General features: G+C 40.3%; 21 protein-coding genes and 1 rRNA gene. 11 read left to right on the top strand and 11 right to left on the bottom strand.

The window, feature by feature from the left end:
- The first annotated feature begins 40 nt into the window (after positions 1-40).
- The 6 genes from ACPUEN_RS19070 (at position 41) to ACPUEN_RS19045 (ending at position 5,799) form a co-directional block, all read left to right on the top strand.
- Positions 41-1,273, top strand: coding sequence for an HD domain-containing protein (locus ACPUEN_RS19070; protein ID WP_425637525.1), 1,233 nt, complete (start codon positions 41-43; stop codon positions 1,271-1,273).
- Positions 1,274-1,290: 17 nt separating this feature from the next.
- Positions 1,291-2,313, top strand: coding sequence for a UDP-3-O-(3-hydroxymyristoyl)glucosamine N-acyltransferase (gene lpxD, locus ACPUEN_RS19065; protein WP_425637523.1), 1,023 nt, complete (start codon positions 1,291-1,293; stop codon positions 2,311-2,313).
- A 39-nt stretch (positions 2,314-2,352) separates the two neighbouring features.
- A complete protein-coding gene (locus ACPUEN_RS19060; RefSeq protein ID WP_425637522.1) occupies positions 2,353-3,747 on the top strand; it encodes a bifunctional UDP-3-O-[3-hydroxymyristoyl] N-acetylglucosamine deacetylase/3-hydroxyacyl-ACP dehydratase in 1,395 nt (464 codons plus the stop codon).
- Entirely contained in the window at positions 3,744-4,523 is a 780-nt protein-coding gene (gene lpxA, locus ACPUEN_RS19055) for an acyl-ACP--UDP-N-acetylglucosamine O-acyltransferase (RefSeq protein ID WP_425637520.1), read from the top strand. Before ACPUEN_RS19060 ends, lpxA begins: the two co-directional genes overlap by 4 nt.
- A 2-nt stretch (positions 4,524-4,525) precedes the next feature.
- Positions 4,526-5,146, top strand: coding sequence for an ABC transporter ATP-binding protein (locus ACPUEN_RS19050; RefSeq protein ID WP_425637519.1), 621 nt, complete (start codon positions 4,526-4,528; stop codon positions 5,144-5,146).
- Positions 5,147-5,310: 164 nt separating this feature from the next.
- Positions 5,311-5,799: a hypothetical protein gene (locus ACPUEN_RS19045; protein WP_425637517.1), complete on the top strand. Its 489-nt coding sequence runs from the start codon at positions 5,311-5,313 to the stop codon at positions 5,797-5,799.
- A 53-nt stretch (positions 5,800-5,852) separates the two neighbouring features.
- Here ACPUEN_RS19045 and ACPUEN_RS19040 read toward each other — a convergent pair whose 3' ends face one another.
- Together ACPUEN_RS19040 and ACPUEN_RS19035 are read right to left on the bottom strand one after the other, a co-directional pair.
- Positions 5,853-8,240, bottom strand: coding sequence for an endonuclease MutS2 (locus ACPUEN_RS19040; protein ID WP_425637515.1), 2,388 nt, complete (start codon positions 8,238-8,240; stop codon positions 5,853-5,855).
- Positions 8,240-8,512 (bottom strand): DUF4296 domain-containing protein, encoded by a 273-nt coding sequence (locus tag ACPUEN_RS19035; RefSeq protein WP_317046698.1) that lies wholly within the window; start codon positions 8,510-8,512, stop codon positions 8,240-8,242. The genes ACPUEN_RS19040 and ACPUEN_RS19035 overlap by 1 nt, the downstream gene beginning before the upstream one ends.
- A 184-nt stretch (positions 8,513-8,696) precedes the next feature.
- Between ACPUEN_RS19035 and ACPUEN_RS19030 the strand changes: the two genes are divergently transcribed.
- The 4 genes from ACPUEN_RS19030 (at position 8,697) to hemN (ending at position 12,967) form a co-directional block, all read left to right on the top strand.
- Positions 8,697-9,575 (top strand): DUF58 domain-containing protein, encoded by an 879-nt coding sequence (locus tag ACPUEN_RS19030; protein WP_425637513.1) that lies wholly within the window; start codon positions 8,697-8,699, stop codon positions 9,573-9,575.
- Positions 9,568-10,464 carry a hypothetical protein gene (locus tag ACPUEN_RS19025; protein ID WP_425637511.1) on the top strand — a complete coding sequence of 299 codons (897 nt, stop codon included), beginning with the start codon at positions 9,568-9,570 and terminating at the stop codon, positions 10,462-10,464. Before ACPUEN_RS19030 ends, ACPUEN_RS19025 begins: the two co-directional genes overlap by 8 nt.
- Positions 10,445-11,488 carry a VWA domain-containing protein gene (locus ACPUEN_RS19020; RefSeq protein ID WP_111612809.1) on the top strand — a complete coding sequence of 348 codons (1,044 nt, stop codon included), beginning with the start codon at positions 10,445-10,447 and terminating at the stop codon, positions 11,486-11,488. The genes ACPUEN_RS19025 and ACPUEN_RS19020 overlap by 20 nt, the downstream gene beginning before the upstream one ends.
- Positions 11,489-11,608: 120 nt before the next feature.
- Positions 11,609-12,967, top strand: a complete 1,359-nt coding sequence (gene hemN, locus ACPUEN_RS19015) for an oxygen-independent coproporphyrinogen III oxidase (RefSeq protein ID WP_425637510.1) — start codon at positions 11,609-11,611, stop codon at positions 12,965-12,967.
- Here hemN and ACPUEN_RS19010 read toward each other — a convergent pair.
- From ACPUEN_RS19010 to ACPUEN_RS18975, 8 genes are read right to left on the bottom strand one after another with little or no spacing between them, the layout of a single operon-like run.
- Entirely contained in the window at positions 12,964-13,665 is a 702-nt protein-coding gene (locus tag ACPUEN_RS19010; RefSeq protein ID WP_425637508.1) for a sulfite exporter TauE/SafE family protein, read from the bottom strand. The genes hemN and ACPUEN_RS19010 overlap by 4 nt on opposite strands.
- Entirely contained in the window at positions 13,666-14,091 is a 426-nt protein-coding gene (locus ACPUEN_RS19005) for a FixH family protein (RefSeq protein ID WP_425637507.1), read from the bottom strand.
- Positions 14,092-14,116: 25 nt separating this feature from the next.
- Positions 14,117-15,529 (bottom strand): cytochrome c oxidase accessory protein CcoG, encoded by a 1,413-nt coding sequence (ccoG, locus tag ACPUEN_RS19000; protein WP_425637505.1) that lies wholly within the window; start codon positions 15,527-15,529, stop codon positions 14,117-14,119.
- 51 nt (positions 15,530-15,580) lie between these two features.
- A complete protein-coding gene (locus ACPUEN_RS18995) occupies positions 15,581-16,513 on the bottom strand; it encodes a cbb3-type cytochrome c oxidase N-terminal domain-containing protein (RefSeq protein WP_425637503.1) in 933 nt (310 codons plus the stop codon).
- Entirely contained in the window at positions 16,510-16,695 is a 186-nt protein-coding gene (locus ACPUEN_RS18990) for a cbb3-type cytochrome c oxidase subunit 3 (RefSeq protein WP_111612815.1), read from the bottom strand. Before ACPUEN_RS18990 ends, ACPUEN_RS18995 begins: the two co-directional genes overlap by 4 nt.
- Before the next feature lie 9 nt (positions 16,696-16,704).
- Entirely contained in the window at positions 16,705-18,831 is a 2,127-nt protein-coding gene (gene ccoN / locus ACPUEN_RS18985; RefSeq protein ID WP_425637501.1) for a cytochrome-c oxidase, cbb3-type subunit I, read from the bottom strand.
- Positions 18,824-19,012 (bottom strand): cbb3-type cytochrome oxidase assembly protein CcoS, encoded by a 189-nt coding sequence (gene ccoS, locus ACPUEN_RS18980; RefSeq protein ID WP_425637499.1) that lies wholly within the window; start codon positions 19,010-19,012, stop codon positions 18,824-18,826. The genes ccoN and ccoS overlap by 8 nt, the downstream gene beginning before the upstream one ends.
- Position 19,013: 1 nt before the next feature.
- Positions 19,014-21,440, bottom strand: coding sequence for a heavy metal translocating P-type ATPase (locus tag ACPUEN_RS18975; RefSeq protein WP_425637498.1), 2,427 nt, complete (start codon positions 21,438-21,440; stop codon positions 19,014-19,016).
- Between the two features lie 357 nt (positions 21,441-21,797).
- On the opposite strand from ACPUEN_RS18975, the gene ACPUEN_RS18970 reads away from it, so the two are divergent.
- Positions 21,798-21,920, top strand: a complete 123-nt coding sequence (locus ACPUEN_RS18970) for a hypothetical protein (RefSeq protein WP_425637497.1) — start codon at positions 21,798-21,800, stop codon at positions 21,918-21,920.
- A 17-nt stretch (positions 21,921-21,937) separates the two neighbouring features.
- On the opposite strand, the gene rrf is transcribed toward ACPUEN_RS18970, so the two are convergent.
- Positions 21,938-22,049, bottom strand: a 5S ribosomal RNA gene (rrf, locus tag ACPUEN_RS18965).
- Positions 22,050-22,144 lie beyond the last annotated feature (95 nt).

The raw sequence follows: 22,144 nt of genomic DNA, 5'->3' as shown, positions 1-22,144 counted from the left end.
AAAATTATAATTACTTTTGGGGCAAACAAAAAAGGCCTCCTTGAAAAGCCAGAAGATACTTAACGACCCCGTTTACGGATTTATAACAATCCCTAGCGAGTTGATTTTTACGATTATTGACCATCCTTATTTTCAACGATTACGGAGAATAAAACAACTGGGCCTGACTGATTTTGTCTATCCCGGCGCTCTTCATACCCGATTTCATCATGCGATTGGGGCAATGCACTTAATGAGCATTACGCTAGACAATCTACGAAATAAAGGCACTGAAATCACAGATGAAGAATATGAAGCGGCACTAATCGCTATTCTTTTGCACGATATTGGACATGGACCTTTTTCACATGCCTTGGAATATAGTCTACTAAAAGGCGTACCCCATGAAGACCTTTCCCTTCTGATTATAGAACTCTTAAATCAGGAGTTTGGCGGAAAATTAGATCTTACTTTAAGAATATTTAAGAATAAATACGAGCGAAAATTCTTTCATCAACTGGTTTCCAGCCAGTTGGACATAGACAGACTTGACTACTTGCAGCGTGATTGTTTCTTTACCGGCGTATCAGAAGGAACCATCGGAGCAGATCGCATCATCAAGATGATGGATGTGAAAAATGATCAGGTGGTGATCGAAGAAAAAGGAATTTATTCTATCGAAAATTTCTTGAGCGCTAGACGTCTAATGTATTGGCAGGTTTATTTACACAAAACGACCGTCAGTGCAGAGAAAATGTTGATCAAACTTATTGAAAGAGCTAAATTCCTTCGACAGTCTGGAGATCGATTTACGGTAACTGAGGAATTTGATTTCTTCTTAATGAATGATCCCACTTTATCTGATTTCCGAACTAATCCAGATCTTTTGACCTTATTTCTCGAAATGGATGATTTGGATATTTGGGGGGCGGTAAAGCTTTGGAAAAACCATCCGGATTATGTGCTTAGAAATATTTCTCAAATGTTTTTGACTCGAAACCTTTTTAAGATCAATCTTACCAATGAGCCTTTTTCGGGTGAGGAAATAGAACATTTAAAGGAGAAAACGATTAGCAAACTCCAAATACCTGAAGGTGATTTAGTTTATTTCTTTTCGCATGGCGCAGTTAGTAATTATGGGTATTTGGCCAAGGATAGAATTAACATCTTGACAAAAAAAGGAAAGGTAATTGATGTTGCTCAGGCCGCAGACTTACCAAATATCAAAGTCATGAGTAAAATCGTAGAGAAACACTATGTATGTAAGGCCAAAAGCCTAAATTTAACTTATTAACTCCGTTTATATTGTTTATGGAATTTACTCTCGGACAAGTTGCTGCAATACTACAAGGAAAAGTAGAGGGCGATGAAAACCAAAAAGTAACCCGATTGGATAAAATCCAAGAAGGTCAGCAAGGAGGCATCAGTTTTTTGGCTAATGAAAAGTACACCCCATATATCTATGAAACGGAGGCAACAGCAGTTATCGTTTCCAAAGATTTCACTCCGACAAAGGCTCTAAAAACCAATCTAATCCGCGTTGAAGATGCTTATAACGGATTCACTAAACTCCTTGAAGCTTACTCCATGCTCATGAAAAGTAGCAAAGTAGGAGTTGAAGAACCATCCTATTTGGATGTCAGTTCTAGCATCGGGCAACAGGCTTATAGAGGCGCTTTTTCTTATGTGGGCAAAAACTGCTCCATCGGAGATTCAGTCAAAATCCACAGTCATGTACATGTTGGCGATCGAGTGAAAATCGGCAACAATACCATTATACATCCCGGCGCAAAAATCTGCGCTGACACAGTTATTGGTAATAATTGCGAAATACATCCTGGAGCCGTGATTGGCTCAGATGGGTTTGGTTTTGCACCCCAAGAAGACGGAACTTACAAAACCATTCCACAGATAGGGAATGTAATTCTAGAAGACAATGTGAGCGTAGGTGCAAACAGCACCATTGATTGTGCAACGATGGGATCTACCTTGATCAAAAAGGGAGCAAAAATCGACAATATGGTTCAAATAGCACACAATGTAATAGTTGGTGAAAATACAGTCATAGCTTCTCAAACTGGCATTTCGGGTTCAACAGAAATAGGAAAAAACTGCATAATCGCTGGAAAAGTTGGAATTGTAGGACATATAAAAATCGCAGACAACACCACTATCGGCGCTAATACAGGCATAAGTAAATCGATCAAAGAATCAGGAACTACTCTGTTCGGGTACGTAGCAATGGATATGAAGAATTTCCTGAAATCGTATTCAATCTTCAAAAAGCTCGGCTCAATAGAAGACCGCATAAGAGAACTAGAAAAAAAGCAGTAAATTTGCAGCCTTTAGCATGCTGAACGGTTCAAAAATCAGATGAAAGTAAAACAACACACCATTAAAAAGCAGGTGGAAATATCCGGGGTGGGACTACACACTGGAGTTATTTCAAACATGACATTTCTTCCTGCACCTCCAAATCACGGATATAAATTTCAGCGAATTGATCTGGAAGGCAAACCAACCGTAGACGCAGACTGCGACTTGGTGGTAGATGTTTCCAGAGGCACTACGCTGGAGCAAAATGGAGCCCGGGTTTATACTGTAGAACATGTGTTAGCCGCTTTGGTGGGTTTGGAAATAGACAATGTCCTAATCCAATTGGATGGCCCTGAACCTCCAATTATGGATGGATCATCTATCCAATTTATCGAAGTACTGGAAGAAGCGGGACTTGAGGAGCAAAATGCACTAAGGAGATTCTATGAAGTCCAGGAGAGCATCCAGTACAAGGACACTGCTCGCGAAGTAGAAATGGTGGCATTACCAACAGACAATTATCGCGTGACAGTGATGGTGGACTATAATTCACCCGTCCTAGGAAGCCAGCATGCTTCGATCACTGATATTGGCCAATTCAGATCAGAAATAGCTTCTTGCCGTACTTTTTGTTTTTTGCATGAGCTAGAAATGCTTTACAATTCTAATCTTATCAAAGGTGGTGATTTGAATAATGCCATCGTTGTGGTGGATAGGATTGTCGAAGAAAAAGAATTGGTCAATTTGGCTAAGATGTTCAATAAGCCAAAGGTTGAGGTAAAGAAAGAAGGCATTTTGAATAATGTCGATCTTCGCTACCGAAATGAACCTGCAAGACATAAATTACTTGATGTCGTTGGGGATTTAGCTCTTGTTGGCCGCCCATTGAAAGCGCAAATTATGGCTGCAAGACCTGGTCACGCGGCTAATGTAGCTTTTGCCAAAAAAATCAAGCGTGCGATGGAAAAATCATCTTCCTCACACATCCCATATTATGATCCAAAGCTCCCGCCAGTGATGGATATCAATCAGATCAGCAGCATTTTGCCGCATAGATATCCTTTCCAACTACTTGATAAAATCATTTATCTCGATAATACGGTGGTGGCAGGAGTAAAAAATGTAACGATCAACGAACCTTTCTTTATGGGGCACTTCCCCGCTAACCCAGTGATGCCAGGAGTATTGCAGGTAGAGGCAATGGCCCAAACAGGAGGTATCTTAGTATTGAGTACAGTGGATGATCCAGAAAATTACTGGACCTATTTTCTGGGAATTGAAAACTGTAAGTTTAGAAAAATGGTTCTTCCTGGTGATACTCTCATTTTTAAATGTGAACTTTTGGCCCCGATAAGAAGAGGAATTGCAAAAATGCGTGGTGAAGCTTATGTCGGAAATACGCTAGTATGTGAGGCCGTAATGACAGCAAGCATAACCAGAAAAGAATCATGATCAGTCCTTTAGCACATATCGACCCAAAAGCAACAATAGGAAAAAATGTTCATATCGATCCTTTCACGATGATTGGCGAGAATGTCACTATTGGAGACAATACTTGGATTGGACCAAACGTAACGATTTTTTCAGGAGCCAGTATTGGTAAAAATTGTAAGATTTTTCCAGGTGCAGTAATAGCCGGAATTCCTCAGGATTTAAAATTCCAAGGTGAAGACTCCACAGTAATGATCGGCGATAATACGACCATACGGGAGTGTGTTACAATCAGCCGAGGAACAGTAGAAAAGCAAACTACAGTGATAGGAAGCAATTGTTTATTAATGGCTTACGTGCATGTGGCTCATGATTGCGTGATCGGAAGTCATGTGATCATCGCTAATTCGGTACAGATAGCCGGTCACGTTTCCATTGACGATTGGGCGATTGTGGGTGGATCAAGTGCAGTTCATCAATTTGTAAAAATTGGGATGCATGCCATGGTTTCTGGCGGGTCGTTAGTTAGAAAAGACGTTCCACCATTTACTAAAGCAGCGCGTGAGCCTCTTTCATATGCAGGCGTAAATTCCCTTGGATTACGAAGAAGAGGCTTTTCCAGTGAGTCCATTTCCCACATTCAGGAAGTCTATCGCTACCTTTTCTTGAATAGTATGAATAATAGCCGTGCATTGGAAGAAATCGAAGTAAATCTGCCTGCAACAAAAGAAAGGGATGAAATTCTCAATTTCATTCGCTCTTCCGAACGAGGTGTAATGAAAGGCTACATCAATTAGTAATGCTAAAAATCCACCTAGAAGAAGCTTCGAAACGCTTCCAATACGAATGGGTTTTTAAGAATCTCAGCCTTGAATTGACTCAAGGGAATTCCTTAGCTATTACGGGCAGTAACGGATCCGGAAAATCTACATTGCTGAAGTGCCTTTGTGGAGCAATCCCTATTACTTCGGGAAAAATAGATTATTGCTTTAATGAAAAGTCTATTTCAGAAACTGATTGGTTTACCCATCTGGCTATCTCTGCTCCTTACATGGAAGTTCCAGAAGAATTCAGTTTAGTAGAATTGCTCAACTTCCACTTTAAATTTAAAAAGCCGCTGAATTCAATTTCTTTGGATGAAATCATAGAAAAGCTCTACTTAACACAGCATAGGTCGAAGCAAATCAGTCAATTTTCCTCTGGCATGAAACAGAGACTTAAGCTTGGTCTGGCGCTTTTTTCAGATGTTTCATTAATTCTTTTAGATGAACCAACTTCTAACCTTGACCGTAAGGGAATAGAATGGTATCAGGAAATGATAAATCAGTATGCTCAAAGTAGAACGCTGATAATATGTTCTAACGAGCCTAGAGAGTACGAATTCTGCAAACAAAAAATAGCACTTGAAGATTATAAGTAAACAATAGCATTAAACTTTAATTCCTATCTTTAAATTCACGGTTGACAACTATCCAGCATAACAAATCGAACATATTGGAACAGACAAACAGTTGAAGGTTTCAATTGCTTGATCATTTCAGGAATTATATGCCAGATGCCAAATTACCTTTAAGAAATAATCATATGAAATCATCAATAATTAGACTTTGCATCCTCGCTTTTGCCATGTGCATAGTTCAAAGTTGCGGTGGAGACGACCCAAACCCTACTCCTCCTGCTAAAACAGCAGAAGAACTAGCTGTTGAAGCCTTGACAGGAACGGGTACTCAGACTTGGGGTATTGATGGCGGCGGATCTGTACTTCGTGATGGTACGGCAGTCACAAATCTATATTCAGGCTTTGAATTGGTACTAAAGTCTGGAGCATCTAAAACCTACACGTCCAAAAACAACAATGACATTTTTGATGCATCAGGAACCTGGAGTTTTGCAGGCACAAACTTCGACAAGTTTATGCTTTCCGGAACCAAGCCGGTCGCCGGAAGGGAAATTTCTTTTACGCAAAACAACAGCAACTTAACCCTCACCTTTACAATTCCAGCACCGGGAGCAAGGATAAATGGTGTTTTAGCAGTTGCAGGAAATTACACTTTCAACCTGCTTAAGAAATAACCTGAATCAGACAATAAACTAAAATGGGGAGCAATATTGCTCCCCATTTTAGTTTATTTCAGCGTAATTAGTGTGACTCCTGCGCCGCCTCGGTCTGCATGCTCATCTTCCATATGCCTTACTTGACTCATATCTTTCAGGAAATTGCGAGTTAAATCCCTCAATATCCCATTACCTTTTCCATGGACAATCCTGAGGTCTTTCAGACCAAGCATAAACCCTTCATCAACGAAGGTTTGAATCAATGAGAGTATCTCCTCCCCTCGTTTTCCTCTCAAATCAAGATTAGGCGAATAATCCATCATCTTTTCGTTGGTATTATATCCACTTCTTGACGCAGCAGCCTTCTTTTCTTTTTTTACTTCACCTTGAGATATTTTCTCTAATCTCGAAAGCTTCACTTTCGATTTAAGTTCACCGATGGAAATTTCAATTTCATTTCCTTTCACTTGAAGCACTTCTGCTATCGCTCCATTATCTTTTAGTCTTACCCAATCTCCTACGCCTATTTTTCCACTTAGCACTTTTATCTCAGGACTCTTGATGACATTCTTCTCAGGCTTGACCTTTTCCTTGAATTCTTCCAGATCTTTCCTCACCAACTTTGTGGCCTCTTTCTCTGCCTTGCCTTCTTTAATCTCACGAATAGTGGCTTCTATCTTTTTATTTGTTTGATCTAATAGTTGCTTGGCTTCCTGTTTTGCTTCTTGGAGATAGCGTTTTTTAGTTGTCTCCATCGTCTCTTTCAGCTCATTGTATTCCTGAAGACGCGTTTTCAATAAGCGCTCTTTTGCTTTCACATCCGCCAGCAAAGTGGAATATTGGTTTTTCTCGTTCTCAACCTGTGTGAGCAAACGATCATAACGCACGCGCTCCTCGCCAATCTGCTCTTTGGCATATTTCAATATCTCCTTAGGTATACCAATTTTGGAGGCAATCTCCAAGGCGAAAGAAGAACCGGGCTTTCCAATTTCAAGCTGATAAAGTGGCTCCAATTTATCCACATCATAGCGCATCGCTCCATTGACCATCCCTTGGTTTTTGTTTGCGATTTGCTTCAGATTACCGTAGTGAGTCGTAATCACGCCATACGCCCCGAGCTTATTCAATGCCAAAAGAATGGATTCGGCTATTGCTCCTCCAAACTGAGGCTCGGTTCCGGTACCGAATTCATCTATAAAAAGGATAGTTTTCTTATTGGCGAAAAGCGAAAAATGCTTCATGCTCATTAAATGCGAGCTATAGGTACTGAGGTCATTTTCCAAGTTTTGCTCGTCCCCTATATCGATAAAGAAATTATCAAATAGCGAACTTTTGGAGTCTGGATGAACTGGAATCAATATTCCACACTGCAGCATGTACTGAAGGAGTGCTACGGTTTTTAAGGTCACCGATTTTCCTCCGGCATTTGGACCAGAGATAACCAGTAAACGCTCATGGCCACTGAGTTTTACATCAAGCGGAACGACATTTTTACCCTGCGACTTAAGTGCCATTTCCAACAAGGGATGCCTAGCTTTCCTCCAAGTCAATTGCCTTTCCTTAGTGATTTCCGGTCTACAGCTATCCGTCTTTTGAGCAAATTTTGCTTTAGCTCGGATGAAATCCATTAGACCAAGGAAATTTGTCGCCTTCCTCAAGGCAGGAATAGCAGGCCGAATCTTATCAGTCAGCTGAATGAGAATCTTGATAATCTCCCTGCGCTCCATATACTCCAAATCTCGAATCTCATTATTGATATCCAAAGCCTCTTCTGGCTCCATGAATACCGTTTGACCCGTCGCAGATTCATCGTGAATAAAACCTCTGAGTTTACGCTTATTTTCTGCAGCAATAGGAATCACCAATCGACCTGAACGCACCGTAATAGCGGAATCTTCCGTAGTAAGTCCTTTTGCTCTGGCTTCCTTGAAGACCCGATCCATCACCTTTCGCAGACGGCCTTCTTCATACAAGATCTGCGTACGGATAAGCTGTAATTCCCGACTGGCATTGCTTCTCATCTTGCCTTTCTCATCGATAATCAGCTCGATCGCTTTCAGTAAACTCATATCGAGATCCATCAGTAATCCCAACAGCTGGCTTAACACTGGATATTCATTTTCTCTTTTCTGAAAAAAGGAAATACAGCCTCTGAGTGTATCCAGAGAAAGTTTTATCTCATAAAAATCCTCCACGTCAAGGAAAGCATTCTCCAGTTTGGCTTTCTCTAAATAAGGATTCAGATTGGTGAAATTGGATGAGGGAAAAAGGTCTCCTGAGATTAAAATCTGGCGGAATTCCTCTGTTTGATCGAGCAATTTGGTCACCAAATTAAAATCTGAAGAGAAAGTCAAACGGTCCACGTATTGCATTCCAAGTGGAGAGCTACACTCCGTTTTGAGGAGTTCTTTGACTTTGATAAAATTTACTTTTTGTTCGAGATTGCGTGGGTATAGCATTAGAATTGGTCTATCGTCCCGCCGGAAGACTCTCTTACCATAAGGGAATCTACCACGCGAGAATAAATTCGCTCCATTTCTGAAGGATCACGGAGGTAATACAACATGCTCTGTGTGAAAACTGAATCACTTACCTGATGTTTGATGAAAACATCTTTTTCGAGCAAATTATAAAGTACTTTGGACGAATCATATGCTACTGGCATAGCACTCGTAAGTCCCTCAGTAAGATGAATATCTATCAACACTTCCACCATCTTATCTTCGGGCAACAGACCAGTTGGTTTATTGCTAGAATTACAACTTACAAGGGAAATGATGCAAAAACTTAGTATCAGAAATCTTTTCACAGGTCAAAATTAGGTTTTTTTAACGGAAAATCTCCCCACCCTTCATGTAACTGAAATTTTATAATTCAGCTTAGAAGCATAACTTAGGCCGTTCAAATCATCCTTCATGAACGAATTATTCAGCAAGCTCAGAAAATACGAAATCATGATCCGAAAGGTGGCCAATAATCACCTGCAAGGAGAGTATCAGTCGCTTTTCAAAGGGTCGGGATTGGAGTTTGATGATCTCCGCCCTTACCAGTATGGAGACGACATCCGTACCATTGAGTGGAAAGTATCTGCAAAGGGGCACGGGACATTTGTCAAAACGTTTCGCGAAGACAAGGAACAGTCAGTTTTCTTTCTGTTAGACATTAGCGGCAGTCAGGATATTGGACAGCCAGGCAATAAGAAAATCGATCAAGGAAAGATTATCGCAGGAGTATTAACACTTGCTGCGGTTTTTGATGGAAGCCAAGTTGGGTTGATCAGCTATTCAGATCAACGGGAAAAACTGATTCTCCCTTCAAAAGGAAGCAAGCAAGGCGTAAAGATGATTCGAGGAATATTTGACCATGAAAACAATTCTTTGAAAACAGATTTGAACTCCATGTTTATGTTTGCCCTGAATCTTATTAAAAAAAGAGCTGTAATTGTAATTATTTCTGATTTCATCGACGACGGTTACGAGCGCCCATTCAGAGCCCTTGCTGAGCGACATGATGTAGTGGCCATACAATTAACCGACCCTCGTGAGTCGGCATTACCTTCCTTGGGTATTATACCGGTTTATGATAAAGAAAAAGGTAAAACAACATGGGTGAACACTGCCTTTGGGAGCTTTTCTAAAAAAATAGCGAATACCTTTACTTCTGAGCGAGAGAACTTAAAGGATATTTGTAAAAAGAACCAAATAAACTACCTAACTATTGATACCACCCAAGATATAGTTGGCCCTCTACTGGAGCTATTTAAGTACCGAAACAAAAGTATGAAACGTGGTTAAAACGCTCAAAATCTTTTTATTTCTACTCCTTCCTTTTCTGAGCAATGCGCAGCAAGTCAAGGTGGATGGCTATTTCATGCAAGACTCTGCTAAGATTGGTGAGCGAGTAGGGTATGTACTGAAGGCAACTTACCCAGAATCCACCCAGATTATTTTTCCTGATTCTACCTTCGATTTTTCTCCAATGGTCCTTCTTGAAAAAAAGACCTATATATCCTCTACTCAGGACAGCATTACTCAAGACAGTACAGTTTATTTTGTATCTAACTTTTCGTTAGACCCGAGTACTTATCTGACTTTGCCGGTATATGAACTTGCTAGGTATGATAGTGTGGTCCATTATCCAATGGAGGCTGAACTGAAACTTAAACTAACATTAGACAGCATTCCTGAGCAGCTAGTCTTCCAACAAAACAACATTTACCAATCCCTCGAAAAATCTTTCAACTGGATTATTATAGGTATTATTCTAGGTGGTATTCTGATTTTCCTTGGAATTATTTACTTCCTTTTTGCAGATAAATTCCAAGAATATTGGACAGAAAGAAGAGAGAAAAGACGTTGGGAGCAGTTTGAAAAAAGATGGAAAACCCAGACGGCATTGCTCACTAAAAACCCTTCCATTGAATCTGCAGATGAGGTAATTGGTCTTTGGAAAGGATATATGGAGAGCATCACCAATCTTCCTATTAAGGAATGGACTTCCAGCGAAATCGGTGAGCAATTGGATAATCTTGAGATTTTCAAAGCGCTCAGAGCGATAGATTTGATTATTTATGCCGGAGAATCTTCTGAAAGCGAAGAGGCAACAAGCTATTTATTAGAAGTGGCAAGAGAGAAATATCAGGAAAAACAAACCAAAATCAAGCATGAGAGAGCAGCTGTCTGAATTCTTTAGCTGGTCCTGGTTTCTGCCTGAGACCTTCAAAAGTTTCGAATGGGAAAATCCGATTTTATTGAATTTGATCTGGATTATTCCAGTATTCATCCTTTTTAGAACTTTTGTTAAGTTCTTGAAAAACCCTGTTCTAGAGCTTTCACTTCCAAAACGCATCGCGAATAACAACCCTTGGACTTATTTACGCCTAATACCTGCTGGCTTTTTCTATCTCTTCCTCATTATGCTTGTAATTGCTTTAGCTCGACCACAGCGTAGCAATGAGCGGGTAGAGCAATATACGGAGGGAATAGACATCATGCTGGTTTTGGATATTTCCGAATCCATGGATTTACAGGATTTCACTCCAAATCGCCTTGAAGCGGCTAAAGCTACCGCTACTGAGTTTATAAATGGCAGAGTTGGAGATAGAATTGGTATGGTTGTATTCGCAGGCGAGGCGTATTCATTGGCCCCTCTAACAAATGACTATGAGCTACTAACAGATTTAGTGCAAGAAATTTCCTTCAGCATGATGGAAGCAAAAGGAACAGCAATTGGCTCAGCGTTAGCCGCCGGTACCAATCGAATGAAGGAATCCGAGTCTGCTTCTAAGGTAATGATCCTGCTTAGTGACGGTGAAAGTAATGCAGGTAATGTAGATCCTTTATTCGCTGCAAACCTAGCCGCCGCACTGGATATCAAGCTTTATACGATTGCCATGGGAAAGGATGGTCTCGTTCCTTATGGTACAGATTTCTTTGGAAGACCTCAGATGGTAGAAAGCTATTTGGATGAATCCACACTTCGAGAAATAGCCAAGGTTGGAAATGGAGAATTTTTCAGAGCTGCTGATGGAGGTACCCTAGCTTCTATTTTTGATAGAATAGACACCTTAGAAAAGACTGAAGTGATAGAAAATCGCTATAAGGAAACAGCCGATTACTATCGCATATACCTATTTTGGGGTTTGATATTATTCTTTATTTGGCTTGGGTTGAAAAGCAGTTTCTTAAATAATTTCCTACTCGATTAATTACTTTAATGAGCAAGAGTTGGAGAAAGTTTGTGACCTGATTTTAGTCATTAAACTTGACTTCAGTTATCATCTAGTCTAAAAAGATGAATGGCGTTATTTGCAAAAAAGCAAATTCACATGCCGAATTCAGCCGAATTAGTCAAAAAGTACAACAGTCCTGCACCCAGATACACTTCTTATCCTACCGTTCCTCTTTGGGAAAATAACTTAGAGCATAAGGATTGGAATGACCTGGTAAAGAAAGCATTTATAAACTTTGGCGAGAAAGAAGGGATTTCTATCTACATCCATCTGCCTTATTGCGAAAGCCTGTGCACCTACTGTGGCTGCAACAAACGAATCACCAAAAACAAACAAGTCCAAGATCCATACATTGAAGCACTGCTTGCCGAATGGGAAAAATATAAGGCGATTTTTGAGAATCAACCTAAAATAGCAGGAATCCATCTTGGCGGAGGAACTCCCACCTTCTTTGCCCCCTCAAGTCTAAATCATTTGATTTCAACTATTCTGAAAGGTTCAGCTATCAGTCCTAATGCTGAGTTTAGCTTTGAAGGACATCCGAACAATACACGTTTTGAACATTTAAAAACACTGGGCGATCTGGGCTTCAAGCGTGTAAGCTATGGAATTCAGGATTTTGATGAGAAAGTTCAGAAAGCCATCCATCGGGTCCAGCCATTTGAGAAAGTAAAATACGCGACAGATTCTGCACGAATTTTAGGTTACACTTCTATAAATTTTGATTTGATCTATGGGTTGCCACATCAGACCATCAAAAGCCTCAAAGACACCTTTGAAAAAGTAAATGAGTTAAAACCTGACCGGATAGCTTTTTATAGTTACGCACATCTGCCTAGTGCATTTCCTGCGCAGAGGAGCTTCGAGCAATTTTTACCAACAGAAACTGAGAAGAGTGAACTCTACAAATTCGGAAGAGCTCTTCTTGTGAAAATGGGATACGTAGAAATAGGAATGGACCACTTTGCACTTGCAAACGACCCTTTGACCCTAGCAAAAAACGAAGGCTCATTGCATAGAAATTTTATGGGTTACACTACTTTGCCTTCCAAAACCCTGATTGGGCTGGGAGCCAGTAGCATCAGTGACGTGTATTATGCTTATGCCCAAAATGACAAAGCTATTGAGCGCTATAAAGCTGAGACGATGAAAGGAGAATGGTCTATCCAAAAAGGGCACACACTCAGCGAACTTGACCTACAAATCAGAAGTATAATTCTTGAGTTGATTTGTAGAAAAGAAGCTGAAATCCCAGTTGAAGTCTGGGAGCAGTTTTCAGAAAATCAAGTTTGGAACCTAAGAGAAATGGAATTGGACGGTCTTATGTCCATAAATTCTACTCTGATCAAAGTATCGCAAAAAGGAATGAGTTTCATTAGAAACATCTGCTCTCAGATAGATCTTCGTTTGGCAAAAAATCAAGCTAAAAAAGCTCTTTTCAGCAAGACGGTCTAGCGACACATCGTAATTTCGACCTGCTGACTACCATAATCAAAAACGTGTAGATCAGGGCTGAAAAACATTCCTAACCCAAGTCCACGGAAAATAAATAGAAGTCCTATAAGCACACCGAGGTAAGGAATGGCTTTTTGGAATTTTTGCCTTGCTCCAACCGGAATCAAAGTCCCTGAGTACATAAGTACAAGGAGCATAGGAATCGTACCAATACCGAAAAAGAACATATAGGTGGTCCCAAGTAGCGGACTTTGGAATGCCAAAGCAGCAATTAACGCCATGTAGACCATTCCGCAGGGAAGTAAACCGTTGGCTAACCCTGTACCAAAGAAAGCAAATGGGCCTCCAGCTTTCAGAAATCTATTTAATTGTCTCTTTACCCAAATCACTATTCCCGAAAGAGCAGGGATAGTTAAAAATTGATCGGCTTTTTTGTATGAAAGCGCCATAATCAGAATGAGTACGCCCATCGCAATAGAGAAACCTTGCTGTACTCCAGCCACTGATAAGGGAAAACCAATATTGCCAATAATTAGCCCAAGAATAGCATAGGTAACGCTTCTGCCAAGGTTATAGAGAATCTTATTATAGAAGAATGATTTGCTCCCACTTCCGCCTACGGCTAAAGCTATGGGACCACACATTCCCACGCAGTGAAATGAACCCAAAAACCCAAGTATGAAGGCAGTCCAGAGCATTTATAGTGTGATCTTTTTTTCCTGATAGTGATCAATTCCATTTTCAGACCAGTTGAGCTGAACTTTCCAATAACCAGATTTAAGATCTTTCAGGGGGATTTGAGTAATTCCAGAATGCGTTACTTCAACGTTTATTTTTTGATCCAAAGAAGAATCGGAAGGACGGAAAAGCTGGAGAAACCCTTTTGTACCACTCGGAAGGTCAAGTTCTATGACTTTGGATTGCACATCAAAAGAAATCACTTCTCGGTCTAAATCGTCAGCAGATTTAGATTCATCAATCCTGTCTTGGTATTTTATTTCTTCTTCGTAGTAATTCTCCGTCACCAACTCGATACCGTCCATTCGCACAGAGATCACCACCATAGTCAAAATCAGTGCGACAAAGCCTATAATTGTAAGTACTATACCCTTTCCCCAATCCATAATTGCATCTGATTAATTTTTAAACTCACTTGATTGGTGCTGTGAAATTCGTCTCTATCTCGTCAATCTTCTCTCCTTTGTAAAAAAGAGCCAATTCTACTTTTTCTTGATTCACTTTCACCTCATCTTGATTTCTTACCAAAAAGAACCTTCCTTCAAATTTAGATTGTGCATCCAAAACCAAATGCTGAGCTCCCACAATCTCCACATTCATTCCTTCAGCCAGGGACTTCAACTCGACCTCCTGAGGCTCAAAGGTTTTATTAATCAAGGTAATTTGATAAAGGTTAGTAACCATTCCATCTTCCCGCTCTTGGTAAGTCATCCCTGGAAATCTAGTAATTGTAGCAGAAATATCATCTCGGGTGGCAATCAGAGAAACGAAAACAGTTAACAGCAAAACCAAAACTACGATGTAAGACTTTACTCTTCCAGTCAGTAGCTTTTGAAAGCCTTGTTTGATACTATTCTCTGATGCATATCGAATCAAGCCTGTAGGCCGATCTACTTTCACCATTACCTCGTCGCAGGCATCTATACATGCCGTACAGTTCACACATTCCATCTGTATTCCGTTGCGAATATCTATTCCCGTCGGGCAAACTTGCACGCAAAGGCTACAATCCACACAATCTCCTTTGTCTACATTCTCTGCAGCGTTTTTTCGGATAGGTGCTCTCGGTTCTCCACGAACATAGTCATACATCACATTGATGGAGTTGTTATCTAGCATCACACCTTGTAATCTACCATAAGGACACACCACCAAGCAGGCTTGCTCTCTAAACCAGGTAAAAACAAACATGAAAATGCCAGAAAAGGCAATCAAGCCTATAAATCCTGCCATATGCGCAGTAGGCGGTGAAGAGACGATTTCTAGCACCGCTTCTATTCCAATCAAATAGGCCATCATCAAATGACCAATCAAGAGTGATATGAAAGCAAAGACACTGATCTTAATTGATTTCTTGACTATCTTCTCCTGGTTCCAAGGCTGCGCATTCAACGCTCTTTGCTGATTAGCATCTCCCTCAATCAGGTATTCTATTTTACGAAAAACCATTTCCATAAATAGCGTTTGCGGGCATGCCCACCCACACCATACTCTTCCAAAAGCTACCGTGAAGAGAATGACAAAGACAAAGAATATCAGCAAAAGAAAAATGAGCAGGTAGGTATCCTGAGGCCAGAATACTGCCCCGAAAATGATGAATTTCCGCTCAAAAATATTGAATAGAAGCCAAGGCCTGCCGTCTACTTTGATAAATGGTCCAGCAAATAAAATCCCCAAGAGGACCCAAGAAACGTAGGTCCGGTACTTATAAAAGAACCCTTTTACCTTTTTGGGATAGACCCAATTCCGCTTCCCATCATCCAAGACAGTAGCCAATGAGTCTCTAAAGGTCTCAGGATTTAAATGTGGGTTCTTTTTTGCCATAAAATTAGGCTATTTTCTACCGGAAATCGGATGACTGCCGGTAGGGTTAACTTATTCGGCTATCGCCGTTGTATCGGTCGCAAATGAAGTTGTATCTGCAGGAGAAACAGAATCCATAGCAGGTTCTTCAGCTCCCTCTTCATACAATTCTCCTTGTGGATCTTTTGGAGCAGCAGGGCTTGTGCCTTGAAGACTCAGGATAAAGCTTGCCACTTCCTGAATCTCCTTAGGATTAAGCTGATCTTCCCAAGGGACCATCCCTTTCGATATCACACCATATTTTATCACAGAGAATAAATCTTTGATATCTCCGCCGTGTATCCAATATTTATCTGTTAGATTCGGTCCTACTCCGCCTCCGCCGTCAGCAGCATGACAAGCAGCACAGTTCGCTTGGAAAATAGTATTTCCTGTAGCCAAAGCTGCTTCAGAATCATCAAGAGTCACGTTGGTTTCATCTAGCGACGCAAGCGCACTCTCACCTCTAGCTTTAGCTTCTATCGCTGCGATCCGTACTTCTTCTTGATATTCCTCAACACCGGTTTTTCCATAACCAAGAACTGTGTAATAACCAAAATACACAAATGCTATTATGATGGTTCCAGTAAATACCCATTGAAGCCATGGGGGCATAAAGTTGTCCAGCTCCTGAATTCCGTCATACGAATGATCGTTCATCAACTTATCTTTTGTTTGCTCCTCTTCGATATCACCTGTGACAAACTTCAACTTAAATGATTCCCACCAGCTAGGTTCTTCTGCTATCTCTGGATTTTCCTTGCGGAAAACGGTAGAAATAAACGACATCAAATAAATCATCAGAACCAAGAGCAAAATAATTACTCCGATAGTGATCCCAATAATTATTAAAAGAGTCTTTTGATTAGAGTCGATAGCTGCAAATCCCCCTGACACTTCCTGCGCCAAAAGTGGATTAGAAGCCAAAAGTCCACTGAATGTAAATAGGGTTAGTAATTTTTTCATGGCTGTTTGTCGGTTAATTCGTTATCATCATCCATTGGCAAAGAACTCATATGGTCTATTACATCTTTTGGAACACGCATAGTCCAAATAGTAATCCCTATAAAAAACAGAACAAATATCACCAGAGAAACCACTGGGAACACTTCTACATTTTCAATCGATCTTAATACTTCTTTGTACATGATTTCCGGCTAGTTAGATGATGAAACTTTGATATCTGTCCCTAATCGCTGGAGATAAGCAATCAATGCTACTATTTCAGTATTTGGCATTACTGCCACTCCTGCATCTTCCAGATTTATAGCGATTTTAGCAGCCTGAGCTTCCAAGTCTGCCACTGCTTGCTGGTCATAACCCTCAGGATATGGGACGCCCAATTTTTGCATCGTTCTGATTTTGGCAGGCAAATCAGAATAATTAAGTTCATTGGTTTTCAACCATGGATATGGAGGCATCAAAGATCCAGGAGACATACTTCTAGGGTCTTCCATATGGAAATAGTGCCAACTATCAGGGTATTTACCACCTACCCTATGAAGATCTGGACCAGTCCGTTTGGATCCCCAGAGGAAAGGTCGATCATATACAAATTCACCTGCCTTGGAATACTCTCCATATCGTTCTGTTTCAAACCTAAATGGCCGAATCATTTGAGAATGACATCCCACACATCCATTATTGATATAAATATCTCTTCCTTCCAGCTCAAGAGCAGTGTAAGGTTTCACAGAGCTGATAGTAGGTATATTGGATTTTACCAAAATAGTAGGAACGATCTCTACCACGCCACCTATCAAAATGGCCACAGTAGCTAATACGGCAAAGAAAACTGGTTTTCTCTCCCATGCCCGATGCCAAAATTCTCCTTGGGGATTGTAGCTTTTCGTCAGTGCCGGTGCTGAGTCTTCTTCGGTTGCTACAAACGTACCTTGCTTAGCAGTTTTGAACATATTATAGCCCATCAGAATTGCACCACTCACATAGAGCAGACCACCAAATGCCCGAAGCATGTACATTGGAACTAACTCAACTACAGTTTGAAGGAAGTTACCATAAGCCAGTTTACCCATCTCATCAAACTCTCTCAACATCAAGAATTGAGTCAAAGCGGCTACATACATTGGCAAGGCATAGAAAATGATTCCCAATACTCCAAGCCAGAAGTGTGTATTAGCCAGCTTAGTTGAATAAATGGTTGTCTTAAATAATCTAGGCCACATCCAATACAGCATTCCGAAAGTCAAGAAACCATTCCATCCTAATCCGCCTACATGTACGTGTGCTATAATCCAATCGGTATAGTGAGCTATTGCGCTGACATTTTTAAAGGAAAGCATTGGTCCCTCAAAAGTTGCCATACCATAAGCGGTGATCGCCACTACCATGAATTTCAGGACGGGATCATTTGTCACTTTATCCCAAGCTCCCCGCAAGGTTAAAAGACCATTAACCATCCCGCCCCAAGATGGAGCCAAAAGCATCACGGAAAAAACCGTCCCCAATACTTGAGCCCACTCAGGAAGCGAAGTATAAAGTAAGTGGTGAGGTCCTGCCCACATGTAAAGGAAGATCAGGGACCAAAAGTGAATAATAGAAAGCTTATAAGAGTAAACCGGTCTATTTGCTGCCTTTGGCAAGAAATAATACATCAAGCCGAGGAAAGGTGTAGTAAGGAAAAATGCTACGGCATTGTGGCCATACCACCATTGCACCAACGCGTCCTGCACACCTGCGTAGGCAGAATAACTCTTAAATAACGTAACCGGCAACGCCAAGGAGTTCACGATATGCAATACGGCTACCGTAATGAATGATGCTAAATAAAACCAAATAGCAACGTACATATGACGCTCTCTACGATTGAGAATAGTACCAATCATATTGGCTCCAAAAGCCACCCAAACAACAGCTATTGCAATATCAATAGGCCATTCTAATTCAGCATACTCTTTCGAAGAGGTTAATCCCAAAGGCAAAGTCAGAACAGCCGCAAGAATAATTAATTGCCAGCCATAGAAGTGAAACCAGCTCAGTGATTTCTTCCACATCGGCGCTTTAAGTAACCTAGGCATGGAATAATACACCCCAGCGAAAATTGCATTTCCAACGAAAGCGAAAATTACCGCATTAGTGTGGAGCGGGCGAATTCGCCCAAATGTAGTGTAGGGGTTGCCTAAATTAGCTTCAGGCAAGAATAACTGTGTCGCCGCAAGAACGCCGACCAGCATCCCTATTACGCCCCAGATAATTGTGGCTGCCCCAAAATATTTGACAATTTTATTGTCATATTGGAACCTCTCCAGCATAGTGTCATTCATAGGAATCGGGTTTTGATGGTTGATCTTTCTTTGATTTTTTCGATGTGTTATCGAAGAGTATTCTTATTGAAGGAGTATAATTATCATCAAATTGGCCGTCTTTCATTGCCTTAAAAAAAAGGTAGAGAAATGTACTTGCCAGTATTAGACTAATCGCGATTAACAGAAAAATAACCTCCATGCTAGAACAGTTTTGAACTTAACATTCCCCTCTTCCAGGCAACAAAATTGGTGGTCAACGTCGTAAAAACAACCACAGAAATACTACTTAAAGGCATCAAAATAGCGCAGATTACCGGACTCAAAAGCCCCTGAACTGCCAACCCAAGTCCAACTAAGTTATAAAATAAACTCAAAATAAAACTTGCCTTTATGATAAGTCTGCTTGATTTGGCGAAACTCAGAAAATTAGGAATCATACCAAATACCTCAGAATCCATGATCGCATCGCTTGCTGGGGAGAAATGACTCACTCGATCAGATATTGCTATTCCCACTTCACCCTCTTGCAAAGCCCCAGCATCGTTTAAGCCATCTCCTATCATTAAAGTATGGTTGGCTTTGTTCAAGTTCTTCACATAGGACAATTTATCGACTGGACTTTGTTGGAAATTATAAGTGATTTTATGACCAAGCTTTTCTTCTAGGTATGTTTGTTCGTGAGGATAATCTCCCGACAACATATGCAGGTTATATTTAGCGCTAAGCTCACTAATTACATCAGATGCCTTTTCTCGAAGACCTGACTCAATTAGGAAATAACCTAATTCCTGGCCTTCTACAGTGAAGCATACAATGTTTCCAAATTGACTTTTTGGCTGAGTTTTAAAGCCTGTAAACTCAGCAGAACCAATTCTGAAGTCTTGGTTTTTATATGTCACTTGGACCCCAGCTCCTTTGATTTCTTTTACCTGTTCTATTGAAATAGCATTTTGACCCTCAAGCCAATAATTAATACGATTACTGAGTGGGTGGGTAGAGCGCTGGACCAAAGCTTTCAAAATACTTTTAGATTCTTCTGAAAGAGGCACACCAATAAAACTGATTTTCGCTGTTGAAGGATCTGTGAGGGTACCAGTTTTATCGAAGATTACTGAATCAACCAAAGCCAATCGCTCAACAACATTCGCATTTTTTAAGTAAAATCTACTTTTCCCAAAAATCCTGAGTGTATTACCTAAAGTAAAAGGCGTGGACATCGCCAAAGCACAGGGGCAAGCTACGATAAGCACTGACGCGAATACTTTTACTGCAAGAGATAAATCAGTGAAAGACCAATAGGCAAATGAGATAAATGCAATCGCTAAAACTGACCAAGTGAAAACAGCACTGATTTTGTTTGATATGGGTTCGAGCAATCCTTCTTTGCCTTTCTCAAAAGATTCATTGTTCCATAAATCAGTGAGATATCCCTGTGAGGGAGATTTTTGGACTGTCAGCAAAATAGCACCACCCATCTGACGACCTCCAGCATATACTAATTCTCCTTTTTGTTTTGGAACTGGAACCTCTTCTCCAGTCACAAAACTGTAATCAATACTAGCGTTGGCACTCAACAAAACTGAATCAGCAGGTATCAACTCCTCATCACGAACCATAATCACATCACCAACCGAGAGTTTGGATAAAGGGATTACTGACTCTTGGTCTTTTGATATTCGGGTAATTGCAATTGGAAAATAGGCCTTATAATCCCTGTCAAACTCTAGGGTTGAAAAAGTTTTCTGTTGATAGATTTTCCCCAATAATAAGAAAAACAATAATCCACCCAGGCTGTCCATATATCCTGATCTTTGAAAAGCAAAAATTTCCCAAAGCGAATAAACGAACAAGGCTACTATCCCTAATACAATAGGAACATCCATATTTATTCGCTTTTGCTTGAGCGAATTCCATGCAGAGAGATAATAATCACTAGCGGAGTAAATGACTACTGGAATAGCCAGAATAACATTTAGATAGCTAAACAAACCCCGAAAAGAAGGGTCGATGAGCTCAGCTTCTGAAAAGTATTCAGGAATACTAAATAGCATCATATTTCCAAAGCAAAATCCAGCAACTGCGAGCTTCTGGATAAGTCGCTTATCATAAGTAGGAACTTGCTTCTTATCTAGATTTGATAGGTTTATTTTAGGTTCATAGCCTATGGTAGAAAGCAAACTCACCAATTCTTTAATCGTGATTTTATCCTTAAGAAATTTTATCTGAACCTTCTTTTTGATGAAATCAACTCTACTATAATAAATACCTGAGTGAATTTGATTTAAATTCTCCAGCAGCCAGATGCAAGACGCACAATGAATATTTTGGATATAAAAGGTTAAGTGACTCTCGTTGGCATTTTGAAAATCGAGTAAGCTATTAGCCGTCTCTTGATCCTCTAGGTAATCAAATCTATTAGATTGAAGTTTCTTGCTCTTCTGGCTATTTCCTGGATGATTAGCGATATCATAGTAATTACAGAGATCATTTTCAGAGAGAACCTCATATACTAGTTTACATCCTTGGCAGCAAAAATTACGATCATCAACTACTAAATGCACATTCTCGCAATCTTCACCGCAGTGATAGCAAGAAACAACTTCATGTGCAGGTAGTTTTTTATCCATTTATATAACTATTGCTCTACTAATTTATAAAATCCAAAACGAATTATGGTTAATTCTTAGTTTAAAGATTGCATATCACCAATTACTTGAAGAAAAAATGGAAAGAATAACTCCAGATCTTCTTGAGGTTTTATAATCTATTGGATCACCAAAACTACGTGAGTAAAAAATGGTGGTACTTGACATAAACTATACTAAAAGCTGACAAAAATCATATTCGAGAATAAATGCCTAGTAGTTTGGTCTTTGCAATTGGAAGAGAAAAAACTATTGCAAAAGAAAAATAACTAACCCAATCCAAATGTCTTAACAGAGAATTGAGTTGGCATACAAAAAAGTATATAAAACCAAAACCCAATGGAATTAACCATCGGGCTTAGGATAAATGAGGCTGCATTGGACTCCTATCGTTGGCTGTTCTTCCGGCTTTTGTATTCACTTACCAAAACAGGCGTTAACGCAAAAAAGCCAGCTGGTTAAAGCTGGCTTTTGAATAAATGAGGCGGCGACCTACTCTCCCGGGTGTAACCCCAGTACCATCGGCGCTGCAGGGCTTAACTTCTCTGTTCGGGATGGGAAGAGGTGGGACCCCTGCGCTAGGCCGCCTAAATTGGAAGACTTAAGTAGCTAGTATCAAGTAGCAAGATCTCTTTCGTATCTCAACCAGTCTCCTGTCTAGCGTCTATTGTCTAATATCTTAAGTT

Origin of the sequence: Algoriphagus yeomjeoni (assembly GCF_049821175.1) — a bacterium.
GTDB classification, from domain to species: domain Bacteria; phylum Bacteroidota; class Bacteroidia; order Cytophagales; family Cyclobacteriaceae; genus Algoriphagus; species Algoriphagus yeomjeoni_A.
This window is presented reverse-complemented; position numbering and strand designations above follow the sequence as displayed.

Coding starts and splice junctions, on each gene's coding strand:
- ccoG (WP_425637505.1), bottom strand. CDS start 15,529: ATGGCAAAAAAGAACCCACATTTAAATCCTGAGACCTTTAGAGACTCA.
- ccoN (WP_425637501.1), bottom strand. CDS start 18,831: ATGAATGACACTATGCTGGAGAGGTTCCAATATGACAATAAAATTGTC.
- ccoS (WP_425637499.1), bottom strand. CDS start 19,012: ATGGAGGTTATTTTTCTGTTAATCGCGATTAGTCTAATACTGGCAAGT.
- ACPUEN_RS19030 (WP_425637513.1), top strand. CDS start 8,697: ATGAACGAATTATTCAGCAAGCTCAGAAAATACGAAATCATGATCCGA.
- hemN (WP_425637510.1), top strand. CDS start 11,609: ATGCCGAATTCAGCCGAATTAGTCAAAAAGTACAACAGTCCTGCACCC.
- ACPUEN_RS19050 (WP_425637519.1), top strand. CDS start 4,526: ATGCTAAAAATCCACCTAGAAGAAGCTTCGAAACGCTTCCAATACGAA.
- ACPUEN_RS19060 (WP_425637522.1), top strand. CDS start 2,353: ATGAAAGTAAAACAACACACCATTAAAAAGCAGGTGGAAATATCCGGG.
- ACPUEN_RS19020 (WP_111612809.1), top strand. CDS start 10,445: ATGAGAGAGCAGCTGTCTGAATTCTTTAGCTGGTCCTGGTTTCTGCCT.
- ACPUEN_RS19010 (WP_425637508.1), bottom strand. CDS start 13,665: ATGCTCTGGACTGCCTTCATACTTGGGTTTTTGGGTTCATTTCACTGC.
- ACPUEN_RS19045 (WP_425637517.1), top strand. CDS start 5,311: ATGAAATCATCAATAATTAGACTTTGCATCCTCGCTTTTGCCATGTGC.
- lpxA (WP_425637520.1), top strand. CDS start 3,744: ATGATCAGTCCTTTAGCACATATCGACCCAAAAGCAACAATAGGAAAA.
- ACPUEN_RS18975 (WP_425637498.1), bottom strand. CDS start 21,440: ATGGATAAAAAACTACCTGCACATGAAGTTGTTTCTTGCTATCACTGC.
- ACPUEN_RS18995 (WP_425637503.1), bottom strand. CDS start 16,513: ATGAAAAAATTACTAACCCTATTTACATTCAGTGGACTTTTGGCTTCT.
- lpxD (WP_425637523.1), top strand. CDS start 1,291: ATGGAATTTACTCTCGGACAAGTTGCTGCAATACTACAAGGAAAAGTA.
- ACPUEN_RS18970 (WP_425637497.1), top strand. CDS start 21,798: ATGGAATTAACCATCGGGCTTAGGATAAATGAGGCTGCATTGGACTCC.
- ACPUEN_RS19040 (WP_425637515.1), bottom strand. CDS start 8,240: ATGCTATACCCACGCAATCTCGAACAAAAAGTAAATTTTATCAAAGTC.
- ACPUEN_RS18990 (WP_111612815.1), bottom strand. CDS start 16,695: ATGTACAAAGAAGTATTAAGATCGATTGAAAATGTAGAAGTGTTCCCA.
- ACPUEN_RS19005 (WP_425637507.1), bottom strand. CDS start 14,091: ATGGATTGGGGAAAGGGTATAGTACTTACAATTATAGGCTTTGTCGCA.